Genomic DNA, 17775 nt, shown 5'->3' on the forward strand with positions numbered 1-17775 from the left:
TGTAATTGCGATTATAATAAAAAAAATTAGCTTGTATTTGAGGAGTTATTTCAGTTCGACTTGAGCACCAGCTGCTTCGAGCTGTTCTTTGTATTTCTGGGCGTCTTCTTTAGATATGCCTTCTTTAACTGGCTTTGGAACTGCTTCTACAAGATCTTTTGCTTCTTTAAGACCGAGTCCTGTAATAGCGCGAACTTCTTTGATTACGTTAATTTTCTTCTCACCTGCATTAACAATAACAACGTCGAATTCAGTTTTTTCTTCAGCCGATGCTGAACCTGCGCCTGCATCTGCTGCTGGAGCTGCTGCAAAAGCCATTGGGGCTGCTGCAGTTACGCCAAATTTTTCTTCAAGCTCTTTAACAAGCTGAGAAAGCTCAAGAACTGACATATTAGCAATAAATTCAACTACATCTTCTTTAGTAATGTTTGACATGACATTCCTCCAAAAAAATCGGATCTATATAATTATCTAAACTAAGCGGAAGCTTCTTTTTTGTCCTTGATCGCCTGAACGACTTGAACAAGACTACGCGGCACAGCGCTGAGCACATTGACAAACGATGTTGGTACGGCCTGCATTGCAGACAGAACCTGAGAAAGCAGTGCTTCGCGGGAAGGCAACAGCGAGAGAGCTTTTATATCTTCAAAATTGAGAACTCTGCCATCAAGTGCTGCTACGCGAATTTGAAGCTTATCGTTAGTCTCTGCAAACTTTGTAAGAACTTTAGCCGGAGCAACAGGGTCCTTATAGCTGAACGCTATAGCACTCGGGCCGGTATAGTACTCAGAAATAGCAGCTGCACTAGTGTTTTCAGAAGCGCGTCTGAGAAAGGTATTTTTTACAACCTTAAACTCAACTCCTGCTGCTCTAAGCTGATCACGTAGCTTAGTGACAGACTCAACATTGAGCCCTTTGTAGTCAGTTAGGATAACAATCGCAGCTTTTTTAAGTCGCTCATGAAGATCCTCGACAATTTGTTTCTTTTCGTTAAGATCCAATCAGTCCACCTCCCTCCTAGTTTGTATCTGGAGGCGCCATAGCATACATAGCTTATAATTACAGCTGTCTATGTAGGCCGGCGGCGCCGATTATACACATTTTATGTGCACCTACTGTCTTTGACAGTTAAAATGCCTATTATTTCAGGTCTTTTACAAAACTTGTGTCAACTTTAATGCCAAGACCCATTGTTGTGGAAACTGTTACGGTTTTTACGTATGTTCCCTTGCTCGTAGATGGTTTGAGCTTAATAATAGTTTCCAGAAAAGCAGTAATATTTTCCTGAAGTTTTTCCGGGCCAAAGGAAGCCTTGCCAACTGGGACATGAACGATTCCGGCCTTCTCTACCCTGAAATCAATTTTACCTGCTTTTAGCTCTTTAACAGCCTTATCAACATCAAACGTAACAGTACCTGTCTTGGCATTTGGCATGAGCCCACGAGGTCCGAGGACACGGCCTATTTTACCTACAATACCCATTACATCAGGTGTCGCGACAGCTTTATCAAATTCGAACCAGCCGCCCTGAATCTTTTCCATCAAGTCTTCTGCGCCAACATAGTCAGCGCCTGCATCACGAGCTTCTTTTTCTTTTTCGCCCTTTGCAAAAACAAGCACGCGAACATCTTTACCGAGACCATTTGGCAGAACCACGGTTCCACGAACCATCTGATCAGCATGGCGCGGATCGACACCAAGACGTACTGCCACATCAACAGTTTCATCAAATTTGGCGTATTTGCATTCAAGGGATTTTGCTATCGCTTCGGACAGGAGATATCTTTTCTCGCTGTCTATATTTTTTCTGAGTTCGATGTATCTTTTCCCGTGCTTTGGCATGTCTGTCTACTCCTTATATTAAACCACTTCTATACCCATGCTACGGGCAGTACCGGCAATGATCCGGAAGGCAGCATCCATATCAGTAGTATTCAGGTCAGGAAGTTTAAGTTTTGCGATTTCTTCCACCTGCTGAACAGTTACCTTACCCACTTTGTTTCTAAGTGGATTGCTTGATCCCTTATCAAGCTTGGCTGCTTTTTTGATCAGTATTGAAGCAGGAGGTGTTTTAGTTATAAAAGTAAAAGACCTGTCCTGATATATTGTAATCACAACAGGTATTATCATGCCAACTTCATTCTGGGTACGTGCGTTGAAAGCCTTGCAGAACTCCATGATATTGACGCCATGCTGGCCCAGAGCGGGTCCAATGGGCGGAGAAGGATTAGCTTTTCCAGCCGATACCTGTAATTTTACTTGTGCGACAACCTTCTTGGCCATTTTGTATTACTCCCACTATAGCTTTGTAACCTGTACAAAATCTAGCTCAACGGGTGTTGAACGTCCGAAAATACTGACAAGCACCTTAATCTTACCTTTTTCCGGATTAACTTCTTCAACTATTCCGTTGAAATTAGTAAAAGGTCCGTCAATTACTCTAATCTCGTCACCGGCCTCAAAGTGAAATTTTGGTTGAGGCTTCAGTTTTCCAGCTTCTATTCTGCCAAGTATTTCCATGGCTTCCGAATCTGGTATTGGTGCTGGTTTATCCCTGCCGCCAAGGAAACCGGTTACTTTTGCAGTGCTGGTAACAAGATGCCATGTTGCGTCATCAAGCTCCATCCTTACAAGAATATAGCCGGGATAGAATTTTCTTGATGATTCCTTTTTTTCGCCCTTGACCAGCTCAACTACTGTTTCAGTCGGCACCAGAATATCACCAAACTTTTCAGGATCTACATAGGAAGCTATTTTCTCCTCAAGGGAGCGTTTGACTTTATGCTCGAATCCAGAATATACGTGGACTACATACCACTTAAGAGCCATATTGGCTTCTCCTAGAGGTCAAATCTCTAATATGCCAACTTGATGATCCAAGCCAATAAACTATCCGCAATCCCAAGAAAAACAGAAATAATGACAACAAGAACAAGAGCAACTGCGGTTGAGAGCATAGTTTGTTTTCGAGAAGGCCATACAACTTTTTCAAGTTCGATTTTTACTTCCTGAAAAAATTTTGAGGTCTTTTCGAAAAAAGTATCTTCTCTTTCAGCTATGGATTCAGATTTAATAGTTGTTCCTGTCTTTTGTGATTCAATATACTGTTTTTTCTTCTCTTCTTTAGCCTGAAGAGCCTTGGCTTGGTATTCGTCCTGTTGAACAACATGATCGGTTAAACGGTCATCTTTCTTTTTCCGTTTTTCAAGCTCTGTCTTTTTTTTCAGCAAGCGACCCATTTGCCACCTTAACTGCCCTAATTTTTGGCATATAAGCAAACACCACAGGCTTTAAGCCAACGGCTTCGTTACCATATAAAAAATGGCAGGCCAGGAGGGATTTGAACCCCCATCCATCGGATTTGGAGTCCGCCGCTCTACCGTTAGAGCTACTGGCCTGCAAATTCTCCGGTCATTATAACCGGAGAATTAAACTATTTCGTTTCCTTATGAGCAGTATGCTTTTTACAGAATCTGCAATACTTGCTGAACTCAAGCTTATCCGGTGTGGTTCGCTTATTTTTAGTCGTGGTATAATTACGACGCTTACATTCGGTACACGCCAACGTTATTATAATTCTCACGGATAAACTCCTTCTTCACCGCTTACGCGATAATTTCAGCCACAACGCCAGCCCCAACAGTTCTGCCGCCTTCACGGATAGCAAAACGAAGCTCTTTTTCCATAGCGATTGGCGCAATAAGCTCGACTATGATTGAAGTATTGTCGCCAGGCATGATCATCTCAACGCCTTCGAGCAGATTGAGAATACCTGTAACGTCAGTTGTTCTGAAGAAGAACTGAGGTCTGTAGCCAGTAAAGAAAGGAGTATGACGACCGCCTTCTTCCTTGCTAAGAACGTAAACTTCAGCCTTGAATTTTGTATGAGGTGTAATTGAACCTGGTTTTGCAACAACCTGACCACGCTCAACTTCTTCACGCTTTGTACCACGGAGAAGAAGACCAACGTTGTCGCCAGCACGGCCTTCATCAAGTATTTTTCTAAACATTTCAACGCCGGTACATACGGTGGTGATGGTTGAACGGAGACCAACGATTTCAACAGTCTCACCCTGCTTGATTATACCGCGCTCAACCCTACCTGTGATAACAGTACCACGACCTGATATACTGAAAACGTCTTCAACAGGCATAAGGAATGTCTTATCAACGTCACGGACTGGCTCTGGGATATAGCTGTCTATTGCGTCCATAAGTTTCTGGATGCATTCATTTTCAGGAGCCTTAGGATCTTCACTGTTAAGAGAGTTAAGGGCGCTACCATGAATGATAGGAGTGTCATCGCCTGGAAAATCATATTTATCAAGAAGCTCGCGAAGTTCCATTTCAACAAGTTCGATCAACTCAGGATCATCAACCATGTCACATTTGTTGAGGAAAACAACTATCTTAGGAACACCGACCTGACGTGCAAGCAGAATATGCTCACGGGTCTGAGGCATAGGACCATCGGTTGCAGCAACAACAAGAATTGCGCCGTCCATCTGAGCAGCACCGGTAATCATGTTCTTGATATAGTCAGCATGGCCTGGGCAGTCAACATGTGCATAATGCCTGTTGTCTGTTTCATATTCAACGTGTGCTGTATTGATTGTAATACCGCGCTCTCTTTCTTCAGGAGCTTTGTCGATATTATCATAATCAATTTTCTGGCCATAGCCTCTCATTGATGCATACTTGGTAATTGCCGCCGTAAGTGTTGTCTTTCCATGGTCGATATGGCCAATAGTTCCAACGTTGACATGCGGCTTGGTTCTTACAAATTTCGCCTTACCCATTTGTTTTTACCCTCCTACAAGATTTTGGTTCTTTTAAATTAGAAAAAACCCAACACCCGGCCGCACACTTCGAGACGCGCTTGAGTCCTCACAAATAACAGTGGAGCCCACGACCGGAATCGAACCGGTGAACCTCTTCCTTACCAAGGAAGCGCTCTACCGACTGAGCTACGTGGGCCTTTTAATCCGGGATATTTAAGCCATTGCCTTAATAACTACGTTAATTGGAGCGGGAGACGAGATTCGAACTCGCGACTTTCAGCTTGGAAGGCTGAAGCTCTGCCAACTGAGCTACTCCCGCGTTATCCCATTAGCATGTTTTTATGCAGGGATCCTTGTAGTCAAACGGTCCACTTAAGGACCTCCTACAACCGACCGAGTCAGGATGGTGGTGGGGGGAGGATTCGAACCTCCGAAGGCTGTGCCGTCAGATTTACAGTCTGATCCCTTTGGCCGCTCGGGAACCCCACCATACCGCCTAAAACTATATATTTGGAGCCAACGGAGGGAATCGAACCCCCGACCCGCTGATTACAAATCAGCAGCTCTGCCTGGCTGAGCTACGTTGGCTTCGCAAGCGGTTGATTTCTTCAAAAAAAGAACTTCTCTAACTAACAAAAACAAAATCTGATTACAAGCTTTTTTTTCTCAGTATTTCAGATTCTGAATAATGAGATTTTCTTTCTTTGGCAAACTCATCGTTCGGAAGGCAGATATCACAGCCTTCTTTTTATTGCAAGAAAAAAAATGGCACCCCCGACAAGAATTGAACTTGTGCACATGGATTAGGAATCCAATGCTCTATCCACTGAGCTACGGGGGCTTTAAAATCATTCTACGTGCAATGACTGCCCTGGGAATATTTTAGTATCCTTGGGAAGCCTATTTAAAGCGAGAATCCTGTCCACTGAAATATTGTGCTGTCTTGCTATGGAAAAGATGTTATCGCCCTGCTTTACCTTATACGCCGCCTGACTGGTTGAAGCTGTGCTCTTTACAGGCGTCTGCTTCGAAGGCTTCTCTCTGTTATCAGACTTTGCCTGTGCAGAAGATTTAGCATCCGGTGATGAAACCGTTAATCCTGGATCAGCAACTGCATCTATCTTAATTACACTGCCCACCCTTACAGAGGAGCCGGATAATTTATTCATAGAGATTATACGGTCAGGCGTCGTACCATAATTTTTGGCTATTGTCCATACAGTATCGCCTTTTTTTACTTTATATTCGACAGAAGTCGACCTTATCCCTGATTTGGCGACGGGCTTGGCAGAATCATCTTTTGACGCAGTTTTTTGTTGGCTTTTAGTATCCGCCCCATCAGGAATCCTGACTAATTTACCGGCTGATAGTTTTGACTTTTTGTTCAGATTATTGGAACTGATCAATTCATACACAGACTTGTTATATTTGCGGGCTATTGAAGCGATGCTCTCGCCCTTGGAAACCTTGTGGTATGTTCCGCCGCCACCGCCATTTGATGAAGCTGCGGTCACTTTTTCAGGCCTTGGCGGCGCGGCATCCTGAAGAACTGTCACACTGGCGAGAATCTTGTCGCTGTAATTTACAGGAACCTTCAAGGGGTATGTTGAGGGGGGCAAAATACCATGCCTTAACTCAGGATTGAGATCACGAAGCACGCATTCGGAAACACCGGAAGCGCTTCCAAGATCCTTTAATGACACACGCTTTGAAACCGTCACAGTCTCAAAATTAACAGGAGCTTCATACGCGACATCTGCAAGATCATAGTCTTTTAAATTGTTTATTATATGGATGGTGGCAATAAAACGAGGAACATACCTTGCTGTTTCAACCGGCAATTGTCCGTAAAGATCCCAAAAATTATCAAGGTAATTTATATTCTGGGTTCTTATTGTCCTTAAAACCCTTCCCTCACCGCAATTATATGCCGACAGAACAGTTTCCCAATCACCAAACATCTGATGTAGTTCTTTTAGATAAGCTATGGCCGCATCAGTGGATTTTTCGGGATCCATGCGCTCATCGATATATTCATCGCGTTTCAGACCATACCTGTGACCTGTCGAAGCTATGAATTGCCACATGCCGAGCGCCCTCGCCGAAGAGTATGCGCTGACCTTGTATCCACTCTCAATTAAAGGAAGCCAGGCAAGCTCAGCAGGTATGCCAGCTTCCTTGAGCTTTGCAACTATCATAGGGCGATATTTAGCAGATCTTGAAAGAGCTGCGACAAAAAAACTTCTCTCGGTAGTGGTCAGAGACTTGATTTCCCGGTTCACATGAGGATTTAAAACTATTGGTATTTCATTTTTAGCAGCTATTCCACCCTTATTCCTGATCGCATATATTTCCATAATTCTTTTGGAAATCATGAATCTCAAATCTTCTATCTGCTGAAATTCGCCGCCTCTTTCTTCAAGATCAATCTTAAGAAGCTTTGAATACGCCTCATCAAGAGCGGTCAAAGCTTTATCATAATCCTTTTTTTTCAGGTGCTCTCCGGAATTTGCATAAAGGGACTGACTCTGGGCCACGAGTTTTTTTGTCGCGCCGCTCAGTTCCCCAGACTCCTCATCAGGGATATCAGCATATTCACTGTCACAGTTTTCACCAGCGGCGACTTGATCAGCCTTGGCATCTGGTTTTTTTGTGCTGCGGCTGGCACCACCGCATGAGGACAGAATCGTACACAACAGCAAAAGTATAAATATTCTTATGCAAACATATTTTTTCATGGCTATTCACCGATTTTATTGACATTTAAGCATTAATAAAAAAACAAATATATATAATTGAAAAGTACTGTCAAGAGCGAAAAGCCATCAGAGAAGGCAGATCGACGCGACCCGTTAAAATAAAAGATATAAATTCAGATAGTTAACGAAAAACCCATTACAAATCAAAATAACAATCGTCTTCACACAATTATTCGTTACCTTATTATACAGTCAGCAGGCAAAAAATAGGTACGTCAGTCTTATAAAACTTATAACGGACTTTGTGATAGCCCTACAAGCAATTTTGCCTGCTTTCTTCTATATATCAAAAATCAAATTGAATCCTTTTGATACCGGTGTTATTTGAAATCCTGAATTGTATAATTTCAAATCATCAATAGCGGATAAACATGAAAAAAGTAGAATTACTCGCACCGGCAGGCAATTGGGAAAAACTCGAGATTGCCATAAATTATGGCGCTGATGCCGTCTATATGTCAGGCCCTGATTTTTCCCTCAGAAACTATGCAGGAAATTTCAAATCCGAGGATTTGCCCGCTGCTGTCAAATATGCGCATTCCAATGGAAAAAAAGTTTACGTTACTTGCAATATCTACCCGCGAAACAATGAACTCTCTGGGATAAGATCATTTCTTAAAATTGTTGGAGACTCTGGTGCAGACGGAATTATTATATCAGATCCAGGCGTAATACTTGATGCCAAGGAAATTATTCCGCAGATCCCAATCCACCTTAGCACCCAGGCCAATACTACAAACTTCAGGAATGTTCAGTTCTGGGAAATGCTCGGAGTGGCACGAATAAATACAGCACGAGAGCTAAGTCTTGAAGAAATATCCGAAATCAGAAGAAATGTCGGTATAGAGATCGAAGCCTTTGTTCATGGAGCAATGTGCATATCATACTCAGGCAGATGCCTGCTCAGTTCATTTATGGCCAACAGAGACAGCAACAGAGGGTTATGCTGCCATCCGTGCAGATGGAAATACTCCGTTGTCGAGGAAATGAGACCGGGTTTTTATTATCCGCTAGACGAGGATTCAAGAGGCACTTATATTTTTAACTCCCGTGATATTTGCATGATTGAACACATACCGGAGCTTATTGCTTCAGGACTGGATTCTCTCAAAATTGAAGGCAGAATGAAGGGGATCAACTATCTGGCACCGGTTGTAAAAGCATACAGAGAGGCCATCGACTCATACTATACTAATCCAGATGGGTTCAAAATAAAAGACGAGTGGATCAAAGAGCTGGAAAGCGTTAACAACCGTGGCTATTCAAAAGGATTCTATTTGAACGAAGAATCCGATTCTGCGCCCAATCTGTCAAACATTAAAGGCGAAAGTGATTATCTTCTTGTGGGCAAGGTTGCAACAGATACATCAAACGGAAAAACAGAAGTATTTGTCAGAAACAAAATTTGCGTAAACGACAAACTTGAAATCCTCAGTCCTTCAAAGCCAACAAGTATTGACACAGTAAGCGCTATTGTAACTGACAAAGGTATCAATACGGATATTGTTCAAAACGGAAGCATTGCATCGATGATACTTCAGGGATCATACAAAAAAAATGATATAGTCAGAAAAAAAGTCTCGTGAGCAACCCTGAATTAGATATTCTATAGACATAGATATAAATTGTCGTAAGATTAACTTAAGAACATAATTTTCAGTATTAAAAAAAATATATTGGTGATATATTAAAGAATCTTTCGTTATTTGATATGGTCAAACCAAAAATACTTCTTATGGGACTCCTTAAGAATTCCTTAATTTCTTTTCACATAAAATACATCCATAAAGATTCCTTGGAAATATTTTTTGTAACTGCTAATACCTATTAGATCTTTAAGAAATACTTACATAATAATCTGGAGGCAGCGATGATATTTGAAGATGATGAAACCCTAAGGATGTACGTTGAAGAATCCCTGGAACATCTCTCAAACATCGAGAATGATCTTCTCAGTATTGAAGAGTCAGGCGAAGACATAAACGAAGAACTGGTGAACAACGTTTTCAGAGCCGCCCATTCCATAAAGGGTGGCGCAGGTTTCATGGGACTCAGCAAAATCAAGGACATATCCCATAATCTGGAAAACATCCTTGGACTAATCAGAAGCAGAGAGATGGTTCCGACTCCAGACATAATAAGCATTCTTCTCAAAGCGTTTGACAAACTCAAGGATTTGATTGTTTCGGTTGAAACCAGCAATGATGTCGACATAAGCGAATATGTCTCCGCCCTGATGAGAATAACCGAGGCATCTGTATCCGATGAAGAAAAAGAAAGCCTTTCAAGGGAACTCCTGATTTGCCATCCAAGCACGAAAGCCGAAATTGATGCATCGGAATTCGACATACTTCAATGTGACAAGCAGGGTAAATACGTCTATCTCGTTGAATATGATCTGATAAACGATATCCACAAAAAAAACACAACGCCGCTTGAAGTTATAAACTCTCTTCTAAAAAGCGGAATTATTATAAATTCCAAAATTGATTTCCAGGCTGTGGGGACATTGGACGACGATCTCCCAATGCGAATCCCCTTTGTCGTTTTATTCGCTTCCATAATTGAGCCTGACATGGTGCCTATTCTGGTAAACCTCGATCAATGCTATGTCCACACAATCACGAAGGAAATGTGGGAATCTGCGCCTGAATACAAATCGGGCATGCAAAGTGCTCCGCAAAAAACATCCGTCCAGGAGCCGCTTTGGACACCCCCGGCCGTTAAAAACATAGTCTCTGATGCAAAATCCGAAGCAGCGGAGGTACAGACCATGCAAATAGAACCAGTCCCAATCAATGAACCAGTTCAGATGACACCGGCAGCATCTTCAAGACCGGTCATCCAGGACAACATACCGGCTTATAATCAAAACTCGGACGACATTTCAACCCAGGATCTGCTCGACGAAAAAAACTCTGAAGGCAAATCAGCAATAGCGCAGCAGACGTCTCTGCGCGTCAATGTAAATCTTCTTGATACGCTAATGACCCTGGCAGGCGAGCTGGTTCTAACAAGAAACCAGTTAGTGCAAAGCATATCAGCCTCAAATACGCGGGCAATTGAGACCTCAAGCCAAAGAATCGACATGATCACATCCGAGCTGCAGGAAACAATCATGCGTACAAGAATGCAGCCAATTTCCAACGTATTCAATAAATTCAACAGAGTTGTACGCGACCTCTCAAAAGACCTGGGAAAGCAGGTTCAGCTCACACTTGAAGGCAAAGACGTTGAACTTGATAAAACAATCATCGAAGCCATTAATGATCCGCTTACTCACCTTGTAAGGAATTCGGTAGACCATGGCATTGAATCGACGGAAATACGACAGAAAACCGGCAAGCCTGTATCTGGTTATATCAAACTCAAGGCATACCACGAAGCAGGCCAGGTAAACATCGAAATTGAGGATGACGGAAAAGGCATCGACGGCAACGAAGTAGCTTCGGCAGCAGTAAGAAAGGGCCTCATAACAGAACAGGATGCCTCGTCAATGGGCATAAAGGAAAAGATAAACCTTATTTTCCTGCCTGGCTTTTCAACTGCAAAAACAATAACAGACGTCTCTGGAAGAGGCGTTGGAATGGATGTTGTAAAAACCAATCTGGATAAACTTGGCGGGATAATTGATATCGAGTCGAACGCAGGGAAAGGCACCAACATAAGAATCAAGCTGCCTCTTACACTTGCAATCATTCCTAGCCAGATAATCGCAGTTGGAAGAGAAAGATATGCCATTCCCCAGGTAAACCTCAACGAGCTTGTCAGAATACCAGCTTCCCAGGTTAAGGACAGAATTGAAAAGGTCGGGACATCTGAAGTCGTTCGCCTACGCGGAGCCCTCCTGCCGCTGTTAAACCTTTCCGAAGTTCTTGGTATCCAGAGAATCTTTATTGATCCTGAGACAGGCGAAGAGAAACAGGACAGAAGACAAAATATTGCGGACAGAAGATCAAGGCAGCTTTTAACAGGCAGGGAAGAAACAGAAGAAATCCCTGATGACGGTATACAAAGAAAAAGAACGCGTTCGGACAGAAGATACAGGGCCGAAAGCGCCATTAATATAGCAGTGGTTTCTGCCGGCAGCTTCAAATATGGCCTGGTGGTCGATCAATTGAGAGATTCTGAAGAAATTGTTGTAAAGCCGCTTGGCAGACATCTCAAAGATTGCAAAGGATACGCCGGAGCTACAATCATGGGCGACGGCAAAGTAGCACTAATTTTAGATGTTGCGAGTCTTGCCCAGATGGCAGAACTTTCAGTTGTAAATGCCGCTGCAGCCAAGAGCCAGGAAGAGGCACTCGCTTCTGAAAAAGAAAAACATGACAAAATTTCACTTCTTCTCTTCAGAAATACGGAAGAAGAGCAGTTTGCGGTGCCTTTAAGCATAGTTGAAAGAATCGAAAGAATCATAGCCAATGAAATAGAAGACGTTGGTGGCAAAAAAGTGATTCAGTACAGAGGAGGCTCACTACCTCTTTATGAACTTAGTCAGGTTGCAAATGTCAAAAAACTTCCTGAAAGAAAACAACTTGAAGTAATTGTATTCAAGCTTAGCGGAAAGGAAGTGGGACTAATGGTCACTCCTCCTGTTGATGCCGTTGAAGTTGCTGTAAAAGTTGATGAATCGACTCTAAAGCAAACCGGTATTATTGGATCATCCATCATAAACAGCAGAACGACCCTGATGGTAGATATATTTGATGTGGTCAAATCATTAAATCCGGACTGGTTTGCTGAAAAGAAGGCAGAAACAGTCAGAATACATACAGGCCGCAAAAAAATTCTCTTTGCCGAAGACTCGGCTTTTTTCAGAAATCAGGTTAAAAGATTTATAGAAGATGAAGGCTATGAAGTAATCTCAGCTGAAGATGGTGAGGTCGCCCTCGCGCTTCTTAAAGAAAATATTGAAGATATCGGAATAGTTCTAACAGATCTTGAAATGCCAAGAATGAATGGATTTGAATTTACACAAATAGTTAAAAATGATCCTAAGCTAAAACATCTCAAGGTTATTGCCCTTACATCCCTTGCTGGTGAGGATGATATGGCAAAGGGTAGATCAGTGGGAATAGATGATTACCAGATCAAGCTGGACAGAGACAATCTTATGATTTCCATAAGACAGCATATCCTTTAATAAATTATCTCAAATCCTTTTAAGGAGTGAGCTATGGCCGAACCAAGAAAAACCGCAAAATCCATAGATGGCATGCTGGAACTGGCAACCTTCTATGTCGGAGACGCCCTTTGCGGAATCGACATTCTTAATATACAGGAAATAAACAAGCACACGGAAGTAACCATAGTGCCTCAATCCCCTGAGTATGTACGAGGTGTGCTTAACCTGAGGGGAAAAATCGTCACAATAATTGACCTTGGTAAAAAATTAGGTCTGGAACCCATAGTCAAAAGTAAAGACAACAGAAATATCATCGTTGAGTCCAATGAAGAGCAGATCGGGCTTTTTGTCGAATGCATCAGCGATGTTCTGACAGCGGATCCGACCAAGATAGAACCACCGCCATCCAATATAATTGGAACCCAGGGACGTTTTTTTACGGGAGTTTTCAAAACAGAAAACAAACTCATTGGAATCCTGGATATAGACAAAATCCTTACCGAATAATTACGGATACTTAAACAAGACAAGGTCGCAAAAAGTCTGATTATCGTCATTCCGGTGAAGGCCGGAATCCGGAATCCGGAAATAACTGGAAATACAAAGTGACGGCTAAGCCCTTTTTGACTTTTTGAGAGACCATCAAATAAGAGAAAATACAGAATTGAATATCCCTCGCAAATTAAGAGCAATGGTTGTGGACGACACCATCCTTTACAGGAAAGTGGTGAGCGATGTATTATCCACGATACCTGACGTGGAAGTTGTGGGTACTGCCAGCAGTGGTAAAATTGCAATATCAAGATTACCAGTTTTAAAACCTGACTTCATTACTCTTGATATTGAAATGCCGGAATTAAATGGCATTGAGGTATTGAAATATCTTCAAAAAAATATGCCCGAAGTCGGAGCTGTCATGCTCAGCACCCTGACCCAAGAGGGAAGCGATATGACGATCAAAGCCCTTGAGTTGGGGGCATTTGATTTTATAGCAAAACCTCAGACAGGGACACTTCAGGAAAACACCAAATTTGTTCACGATGCCCTTGCTCCGATGGTAAGAGCATTTAAACGCCAGCTCGAAATCAAATCCATATTAGGCAGAAAACCTGGCACTGAAAGATCTTTTCCAACAGCTCCGGCTACTGCCTTAAAATCCCAGCCCCAGGCGACAGGGAAAACACCTGCAAGCATAATGGACAGGATGAGCCGGATAGTAAAGCCTCATGCAGGTATTCCCTCTTCAGAACTCGTGGCAATTGGGATATCGACCGGCGGCCCGAATGCACTGGGAAGAATGATGCCTATGCTGCCAGCGGACATAGGAGTACCGATTTTAATAGTTCAGCATATGCCGCCTTTATTTACCCAATCTTTGGCAAAAAGCCTTGACGCAAAATGCGCCATCAAGGTCAAAGAGGCGGCAGAAGGAGATATACTGACTCCCGGAACAGCCTATATAGCTCCTGGTGGCAAGCAGATGAGAATTGCCGCTGCGCCGGACGGCAGAAACAGAATGATAAAGATAACGGACGATCCACCGGAAAATAGTTGCAGACCATCAGCTGACTATCTGTTCAGATCTGTGGCAGAGCATTATATAGCCAGATCCACCGGAGTAATAATGACAGGGATGGGATCCGACGGAACCGCCGGACTTCGGTCTATGAAACAAAATGGATCAGTGATAATCGCCCAGAATGAGGCATCCTGCACAGTCTACGGTATGCCCAAGGAACCAATTGAATCAGGAATTGCGGATATTGTGGCGCCCTTGGATGAAATTGCCGGGGAGATACTAAAAACTCTCAAACGGAATAAATAAGACGGGTAATAATGATAAAAGTAACTCCTGCAGAATTCACCCTTTTGGTGAAATATATTCATGACATTTCGGGAATTGCCCTGGATCCGGGCAAGGAGTATCTTATTGAAACCCGTCTTAGTCCGCTGCTTGAGCAACTCGGATGCAAATCCTATACGGAGCTGCACCAGAAAGCCAAGACAGATCCGCTTAAAGCCATAGAAAGAAAAATAATTGACGGGATTTCCACAAACGAGACATATTTTTTCAGAGATAAATCTCCGTTTGACCTTCTTCAGTTCAAACTTCTACCTGATATTATCGACAGAAGAACAGACGGAGGAAGAAAGCCAAGACAGGTGAATCTGAGAATCTGGTCAGCAGCAAGTTCCACGGGCCAGGAAATCTACAGCATTGCCATGATTATCAAGGAGCTTGGCCTTGACCCTAAAAATTACAATATAACTCTCATAGGTACGGATATATCCGATGCTGTAATAGCCCAGGCAAGTTATGGAAAATATAATAAATTTGAAGCGACACGGGGACTTTCCCAGGGCTTTTTAAACAAATACTTCAATCAGGATGGCGAATGCTGGAGGATAAAGGATGAAGTCAGGGCTATGGCGCAATTCAGAAAAATCAATCTGATGGAATCTTTTGCAGCCCTCGGCAAATTCGATATTATTTTCTGTAGAAATGTTGCCATATATTTTTCACCAGAGACAAGAAAAAATCTGTATCAAAAACTATGCGGGGCATTGGAGCCGGATGGGTATCTTATTATAGGCTCAACTGAATCCCTTTCCAATGACACAACACTTTTCAAGCCGCAGAAATATCTTAACTCTATTTTCTACCAGAGAAGCGATTACTCTCCCAAGTAATTTAAAATAATTTTATATCAAGAGGTTGTATGACCATCAAAGAATCTGATTTCATATCGGAATTACAGTTTTGCATATCAGAAAACGATCTTATCAAGGCAAAGGCTCTTTTGCAGTTTTTTTCTGAAATTTCGCCCAAAGGACAAATCAGATCCCTATTCGAGATAAGCAAGGTACAGGATAAGGTTGCTCTTTACCTTCTGGCCTTTGTTAACGAGCAGCCAATATCTGATGAAAATATACAGGCCAAGTTGTATGAACTTTTGATAGACAAAGCATGTAACGCCCATGACACGATAATTGAACTGATTCAGATCCAGCAGCTAAAAAAACGAAATATTCTTATCAGGATATCCGGGGAGCTCCAGATCAAAAAGGCTCTTCCTATACTGATCGACCTTCTGCTCAAGGAAACAGACGTTGAAGTGCTGAAGGAAATAATCAAGGCACTCAGCTCTTACGGCGCAAGTTCAGGTATAAGGGCAATAGCTGACTTTATTTATTATGGTAATGAGGAACTGAAGCAGGAAGCGATATTCGCACTTGCTGAAATTGGTGGCCCTGCGGCAATTCATCAGCTTGCAGAAGCAATTCGTGGAGACAGCCCGACTGACAAACTCATTATCGAAGCTCTCGCTGAAATCCAGGACAAACTTGCCATAAGCAAACTCTGCTCTCTTATGAGCTCTCATTTCACGAGCATAAGAAACTGGGCCATTGACCATCTTGTTGACATAGGTGCAAAAGCTGTCCCAGAAGTCATAGAAAGCCTTAATATCAACGATGAGGACACAGTAATTCATACCCTTCATGTTCTTGGAAGCATTGGAGACAAGTCAGCTATACCAGCTGTCGTAAAACTTTTAGCGACCAGACCAGAAAATGCAAACATAAGATTCACGGCGTATGAAGCTCTGGAAAAAATGCCTTCCACCAAATCAGCCATAAGTCTTGCAGTCGGCCTTGAAGATACCGAAGAGCATGTACGTCTGGCAGCTGCCAGGGCAATAAATAAAAACATGTCACCTGTTCTGGCTGCCGGTCTGAAAAATATGATATCTCCGTCAAATCCACTTGCCGAAACAATTGCTGCAACGCTTCTTGATGCAGAGGCGGACAATATTTTTGACAGCATAATAGAACATGAATATTTTTCAAAATTTGCGGTTAATTATGTAACCCAGAAAACCCATCCCGAAGCCAAGAAAAAATATGCCGAAAAATTCAAGGCAAAAGGACTTGATTCTTTCGCAAATATGATTGAGCAGACAATATCCGAAGTCCAAGCAGAAGGAGCTATCAAAGTTTATGCTGTGGACGACTCAAAGATGATGCTCAGACTTTATATGAAAAAAATCCACAAACTTGGATATGAGGTTAAAATCTTTGAATTCCCGGCTGACGCAATCAAGGAAATAAAAAAGTCCAAGCCAGACCTTGTGATTACGGATCTGAACATGCCTGGAATAAATGGCCTTGAAATGACAAGAATTATCAGGGAGAAATATACAAAAGACCAGCTTCCTGTTCTCATGATTACAACCCAGAGCGATTTTGTCGGAACCAAGAGTTCAAGAAATGATGCCAAGGTTGATAATGAAACCATCATGCAAACTGGCGTAAATATGATAATGCATAAGCCTTTTGATGATGATCAGTTTGATACCAATGTCAAAAAACTCATCAAACAATAAAGGCTATTTTTTTCTTGGAGATCTGACCGAATTGGTTTAATAGCCAGACAATTTCCCAAAATTCAGGCATCTGTTTTTGGGCCTTGTTTTATATGGCGCGCTGAATGGATTTAAAATATTTTTAAATAGTGGCAGGGAAGCGATGATAAGAAAGGCTGAAATAAAAGATATAAAAAAGATTTATAATCTTCTTAAATTTTTTGGTGACAAGGGAGAGTTGCTTCCTCGTCCCCTCACCCAGCTTTATGAGCAGGTCAGGGATTTTTCTGTATTTGAAGATCAGGAGACAGGCGAGATACTCGGCTGCTGCGCTCTCCAGATATGCTGGGAGGATCTTGCTGAAATAAGATCTCTTGCCGTGGATGAAAAAAGCCAGAAGAAGAAAATAGGATCAGTGCTCGTCAACAATGCCCTTGATGAAGCTATTGCACTGGGCATGCATAAAATATTCACCCTTACATACAAGCCTGATTTTTTTAAAAAATTCGATTTCAGAATCACCGACAAATCAGAACTGCCCCTCAAAATATGGTCAGACTGCATTTTATGCGTAAAATTCCCGGACTGTGATGAAACTGCAATGATTAAAAACCTACAGTAAAACATTTTTTCCGTATGAATCTGCCTCATTTCAGCTTAACTTTTTTAAAATACGATGATGAAAGCTAATGTCAGATAATTATCATTATCGGACATTAGCTTTCCTGACAATCCAACCGGACAAG

The 17775-nt window shown here is 42.3% G+C and carries 16 protein-coding genes and 6 tRNA genes; 7 read left to right on the forward strand and 15 right to left on the reverse strand.

The window, feature by feature from the left end; all coding sequences use genetic code 11:
• Positions 1–45: 45 nt before the first annotated feature.
• From rplL to K245_RS22420, 15 genes are all read right to left on the reverse strand, one after another.
• A complete protein-coding gene (gene rplL, locus K245_RS0100625; RefSeq protein ID WP_027357761.1) occupies positions 46–435 on the reverse strand; it encodes a 50S ribosomal protein L7/L12 in 390 nt (129 codons plus the stop codon).
• Between the two features lie 41 nt (positions 436–476).
• On the reverse strand, positions 477–1001 hold the full coding sequence (rplJ, locus tag K245_RS0100630; RefSeq protein ID WP_027357762.1) for a 50S ribosomal protein L10: 525 nt from the start codon (positions 999–1001) through the stop codon (positions 477–479).
• Between the two features lie 139 nt (positions 1002–1140).
• The gene (gene rplA, locus K245_RS0100635) at positions 1141–1842 is read right to left on the reverse strand and encodes a 50S ribosomal protein L1 (RefSeq protein WP_027357763.1); all 702 of its coding nucleotides are present in this window, start codon (positions 1840–1842) and stop codon (positions 1141–1143) included.
• 18 nt (positions 1843–1860) lie between these two features.
• Positions 1861–2283, reverse strand: a complete 423-nt coding sequence (gene rplK / locus K245_RS0100640) for a 50S ribosomal protein L11 (protein WP_027357764.1) — start codon at positions 2281–2283, stop codon at positions 1861–1863.
• Between the two features lie 15 nt (positions 2284–2298).
• On the reverse strand, positions 2299–2829 hold the full coding sequence (gene nusG / locus K245_RS0100645) for a transcription termination/antitermination protein NusG (protein WP_027357765.1): 531 nt from the start codon (positions 2827–2829) through the stop codon (positions 2299–2301).
• 26 nt (positions 2830–2855) lie between these two features.
• The gene (secE, locus tag K245_RS27110) at positions 2856–3239 is read right to left on the reverse strand and encodes a preprotein translocase subunit SecE (protein ID WP_084156072.1); all 384 of its coding nucleotides are present in this window, start codon (positions 3237–3239) and stop codon (positions 2856–2858) included.
• Positions 3240–3322: 83 nt separating this feature from the next.
• Positions 3323–3398, reverse strand: a tRNA-Trp gene (locus tag K245_RS0100655).
• Positions 3399–3433: 35 nt separating this feature from the next.
• Positions 3434–3583, reverse strand: coding sequence for a 50S ribosomal protein L33 (gene rpmG, locus K245_RS27115; protein WP_084156073.1), 150 nt, complete (start codon positions 3581–3583; stop codon positions 3434–3436).
• A 22-nt stretch (positions 3584–3605) separates the two neighbouring features.
• Positions 3606–4799: an elongation factor Tu gene (tuf, locus tag K245_RS0100660; RefSeq protein WP_027357767.1), complete on the reverse strand. Its 1194-nt coding sequence runs from the start codon at positions 4797–4799 to the stop codon at positions 3606–3608.
• Between the two features lie 101 nt (positions 4800–4900).
• Positions 4901–4977, reverse strand: a tRNA-Thr gene (locus K245_RS0100665).
• A gap of 47 nt (positions 4978–5024) precedes the next feature.
• Positions 5025–5100 (reverse strand) — tRNA-Gly (locus K245_RS0100670).
• An 85-nt stretch (positions 5101–5185) separates the two neighbouring features.
• Positions 5186–5270, reverse strand: a tRNA-Tyr gene (locus K245_RS0100675).
• A gap of 22 nt (positions 5271–5292) precedes the next feature.
• Positions 5293–5369 (reverse strand) — tRNA-Thr (locus K245_RS0100680).
• A gap of 178 nt (positions 5370–5547) precedes the next feature.
• Positions 5548–5622, reverse strand: a tRNA-Arg gene (locus K245_RS0100685).
• A gap of 7 nt (positions 5623–5629) precedes the next feature.
• Positions 5630–7519 carry a LysM peptidoglycan-binding domain-containing protein gene (locus tag K245_RS22420; protein WP_051283722.1) on the reverse strand — a complete coding sequence of 630 codons (1890 nt, stop codon included), beginning with the start codon at positions 7517–7519 and terminating at the stop codon, positions 5630–5632.
• Between the two features lie 392 nt (positions 7520–7911).
• On the opposite strand from K245_RS22420, the gene K245_RS0100695 reads away from it, so the two are divergent.
• From K245_RS0100695 to K245_RS0100725, 7 genes are all read left to right on the forward strand, one after another.
• Positions 7912–9126, forward strand: a complete 1215-nt coding sequence (locus tag K245_RS0100695; RefSeq protein WP_027357768.1) for a peptidase U32 family protein — start codon at positions 7912–7914, stop codon at positions 9124–9126.
• Positions 9127–9410: 284 nt separating this feature from the next.
• Positions 9411–12683, forward strand: a complete 3273-nt coding sequence (locus K245_RS0100700) for a hybrid sensor histidine kinase/response regulator (RefSeq protein WP_027357769.1) — start codon at positions 9411–9413, stop codon at positions 12681–12683.
• A 33-nt stretch (positions 12684–12716) separates the two neighbouring features.
• Positions 12717–13172, forward strand: a complete 456-nt coding sequence (locus K245_RS0100705; RefSeq protein WP_027357770.1) for a chemotaxis protein CheW — start codon at positions 12717–12719, stop codon at positions 13170–13172.
• Positions 13173–13329: 157 nt separating this feature from the next.
• Positions 13330–14490 carry a protein-glutamate methylesterase/protein-glutamine glutaminase gene (locus K245_RS0100710; RefSeq protein ID WP_027357771.1) on the forward strand — a complete coding sequence of 387 codons (1161 nt, stop codon included), beginning with the start codon at positions 13330–13332 and terminating at the stop codon, positions 14488–14490.
• An 11-nt stretch (positions 14491–14501) separates the two neighbouring features.
• Positions 14502–15356 (forward strand): CheR family methyltransferase, encoded by an 855-nt coding sequence (locus tag K245_RS0100715; RefSeq protein WP_027357772.1) that lies wholly within the window; start codon positions 14502–14504, stop codon positions 15354–15356.
• A 29-nt stretch (positions 15357–15385) separates the two neighbouring features.
• Entirely contained in the window at positions 15386–17050 is a 1665-nt protein-coding gene (locus tag K245_RS0100720; protein WP_035276260.1) for a HEAT repeat domain-containing protein, read from the forward strand.
• A gap of 142 nt (positions 17051–17192) precedes the next feature.
• Positions 17193–17651, forward strand: a complete 459-nt coding sequence (locus K245_RS0100725; RefSeq protein WP_027357774.1) for an N-acetyltransferase — start codon at positions 17193–17195, stop codon at positions 17649–17651.
• Positions 17652–17775: the final 124 nt, after the last annotated feature.

It is taken from the genome of Desulforegula conservatrix Mb1Pa (assembly GCF_000426225.1).
Lineage (GTDB): Bacteria > Desulfobacterota > Desulfobacteria > Desulfobacterales > Desulforegulaceae > Desulforegula > Desulforegula conservatrix.

Bases quoted from the DNA above. Each gene is read 5' to 3' on its own strand.
- rplL (WP_027357761.1), bottom strand. From the start codon at position 435: ATGTCAAACATTACTAAAGAAGATGTAGTTGAATTTATTGCTAATATG.
- tuf (WP_027357767.1), bottom strand. From the start codon at position 4,799: ATGGGTAAGGCGAAATTTGTAAGAACCAAGCCGCATGTCAACGTTGGA.
- K245_RS0100720 (WP_035276260.1), top strand. From the start codon at position 15,386: ATGACCATCAAAGAATCTGATTTCATATCGGAATTACAGTTTTGCATA.
- rplA (WP_027357763.1), bottom strand. From the start codon at position 1,842: ATGCCAAAGCACGGGAAAAGATACATCGAACTCAGAAAAAATATAGAC.
- K245_RS0100705 (WP_027357770.1), top strand. From the start codon at position 12,717: ATGGCCGAACCAAGAAAAACCGCAAAATCCATAGATGGCATGCTGGAA.
- K245_RS0100700 (WP_027357769.1), top strand. From the start codon at position 9,411: ATGATATTTGAAGATGATGAAACCCTAAGGATGTACGTTGAAGAATCC.
- rplK (WP_027357764.1), bottom strand. From the start codon at position 2,283: ATGGCCAAGAAGGTTGTCGCACAAGTAAAATTACAGGTATCGGCTGGA.
- nusG (WP_027357765.1), bottom strand. From the start codon at position 2,829: ATGGCTCTTAAGTGGTATGTAGTCCACGTATATTCTGGATTCGAGCAT.
- K245_RS0100715 (WP_027357772.1), top strand. From the start codon at position 14,502: ATGATAAAAGTAACTCCTGCAGAATTCACCCTTTTGGTGAAATATATT.
- K245_RS0100725 (WP_027357774.1), top strand. From the start codon at position 17,193: ATGATAAGAAAGGCTGAAATAAAAGATATAAAAAAGATTTATAATCTT.
- secE (WP_084156072.1), bottom strand. From the start codon at position 3,239: ATGGGTCGCTTGCTGAAAAAAAAGACAGAGCTTGAAAAACGGAAAAAG.
- K245_RS0100695 (WP_027357768.1), top strand. From the start codon at position 7,912: ATGAAAAAAGTAGAATTACTCGCACCGGCAGGCAATTGGGAAAAACTC.
- K245_RS22420 (WP_051283722.1), bottom strand. From the start codon at position 7,519: ATGAAAAAATATGTTTGCATAAGAATATTTATACTTTTGCTGTTGTGT.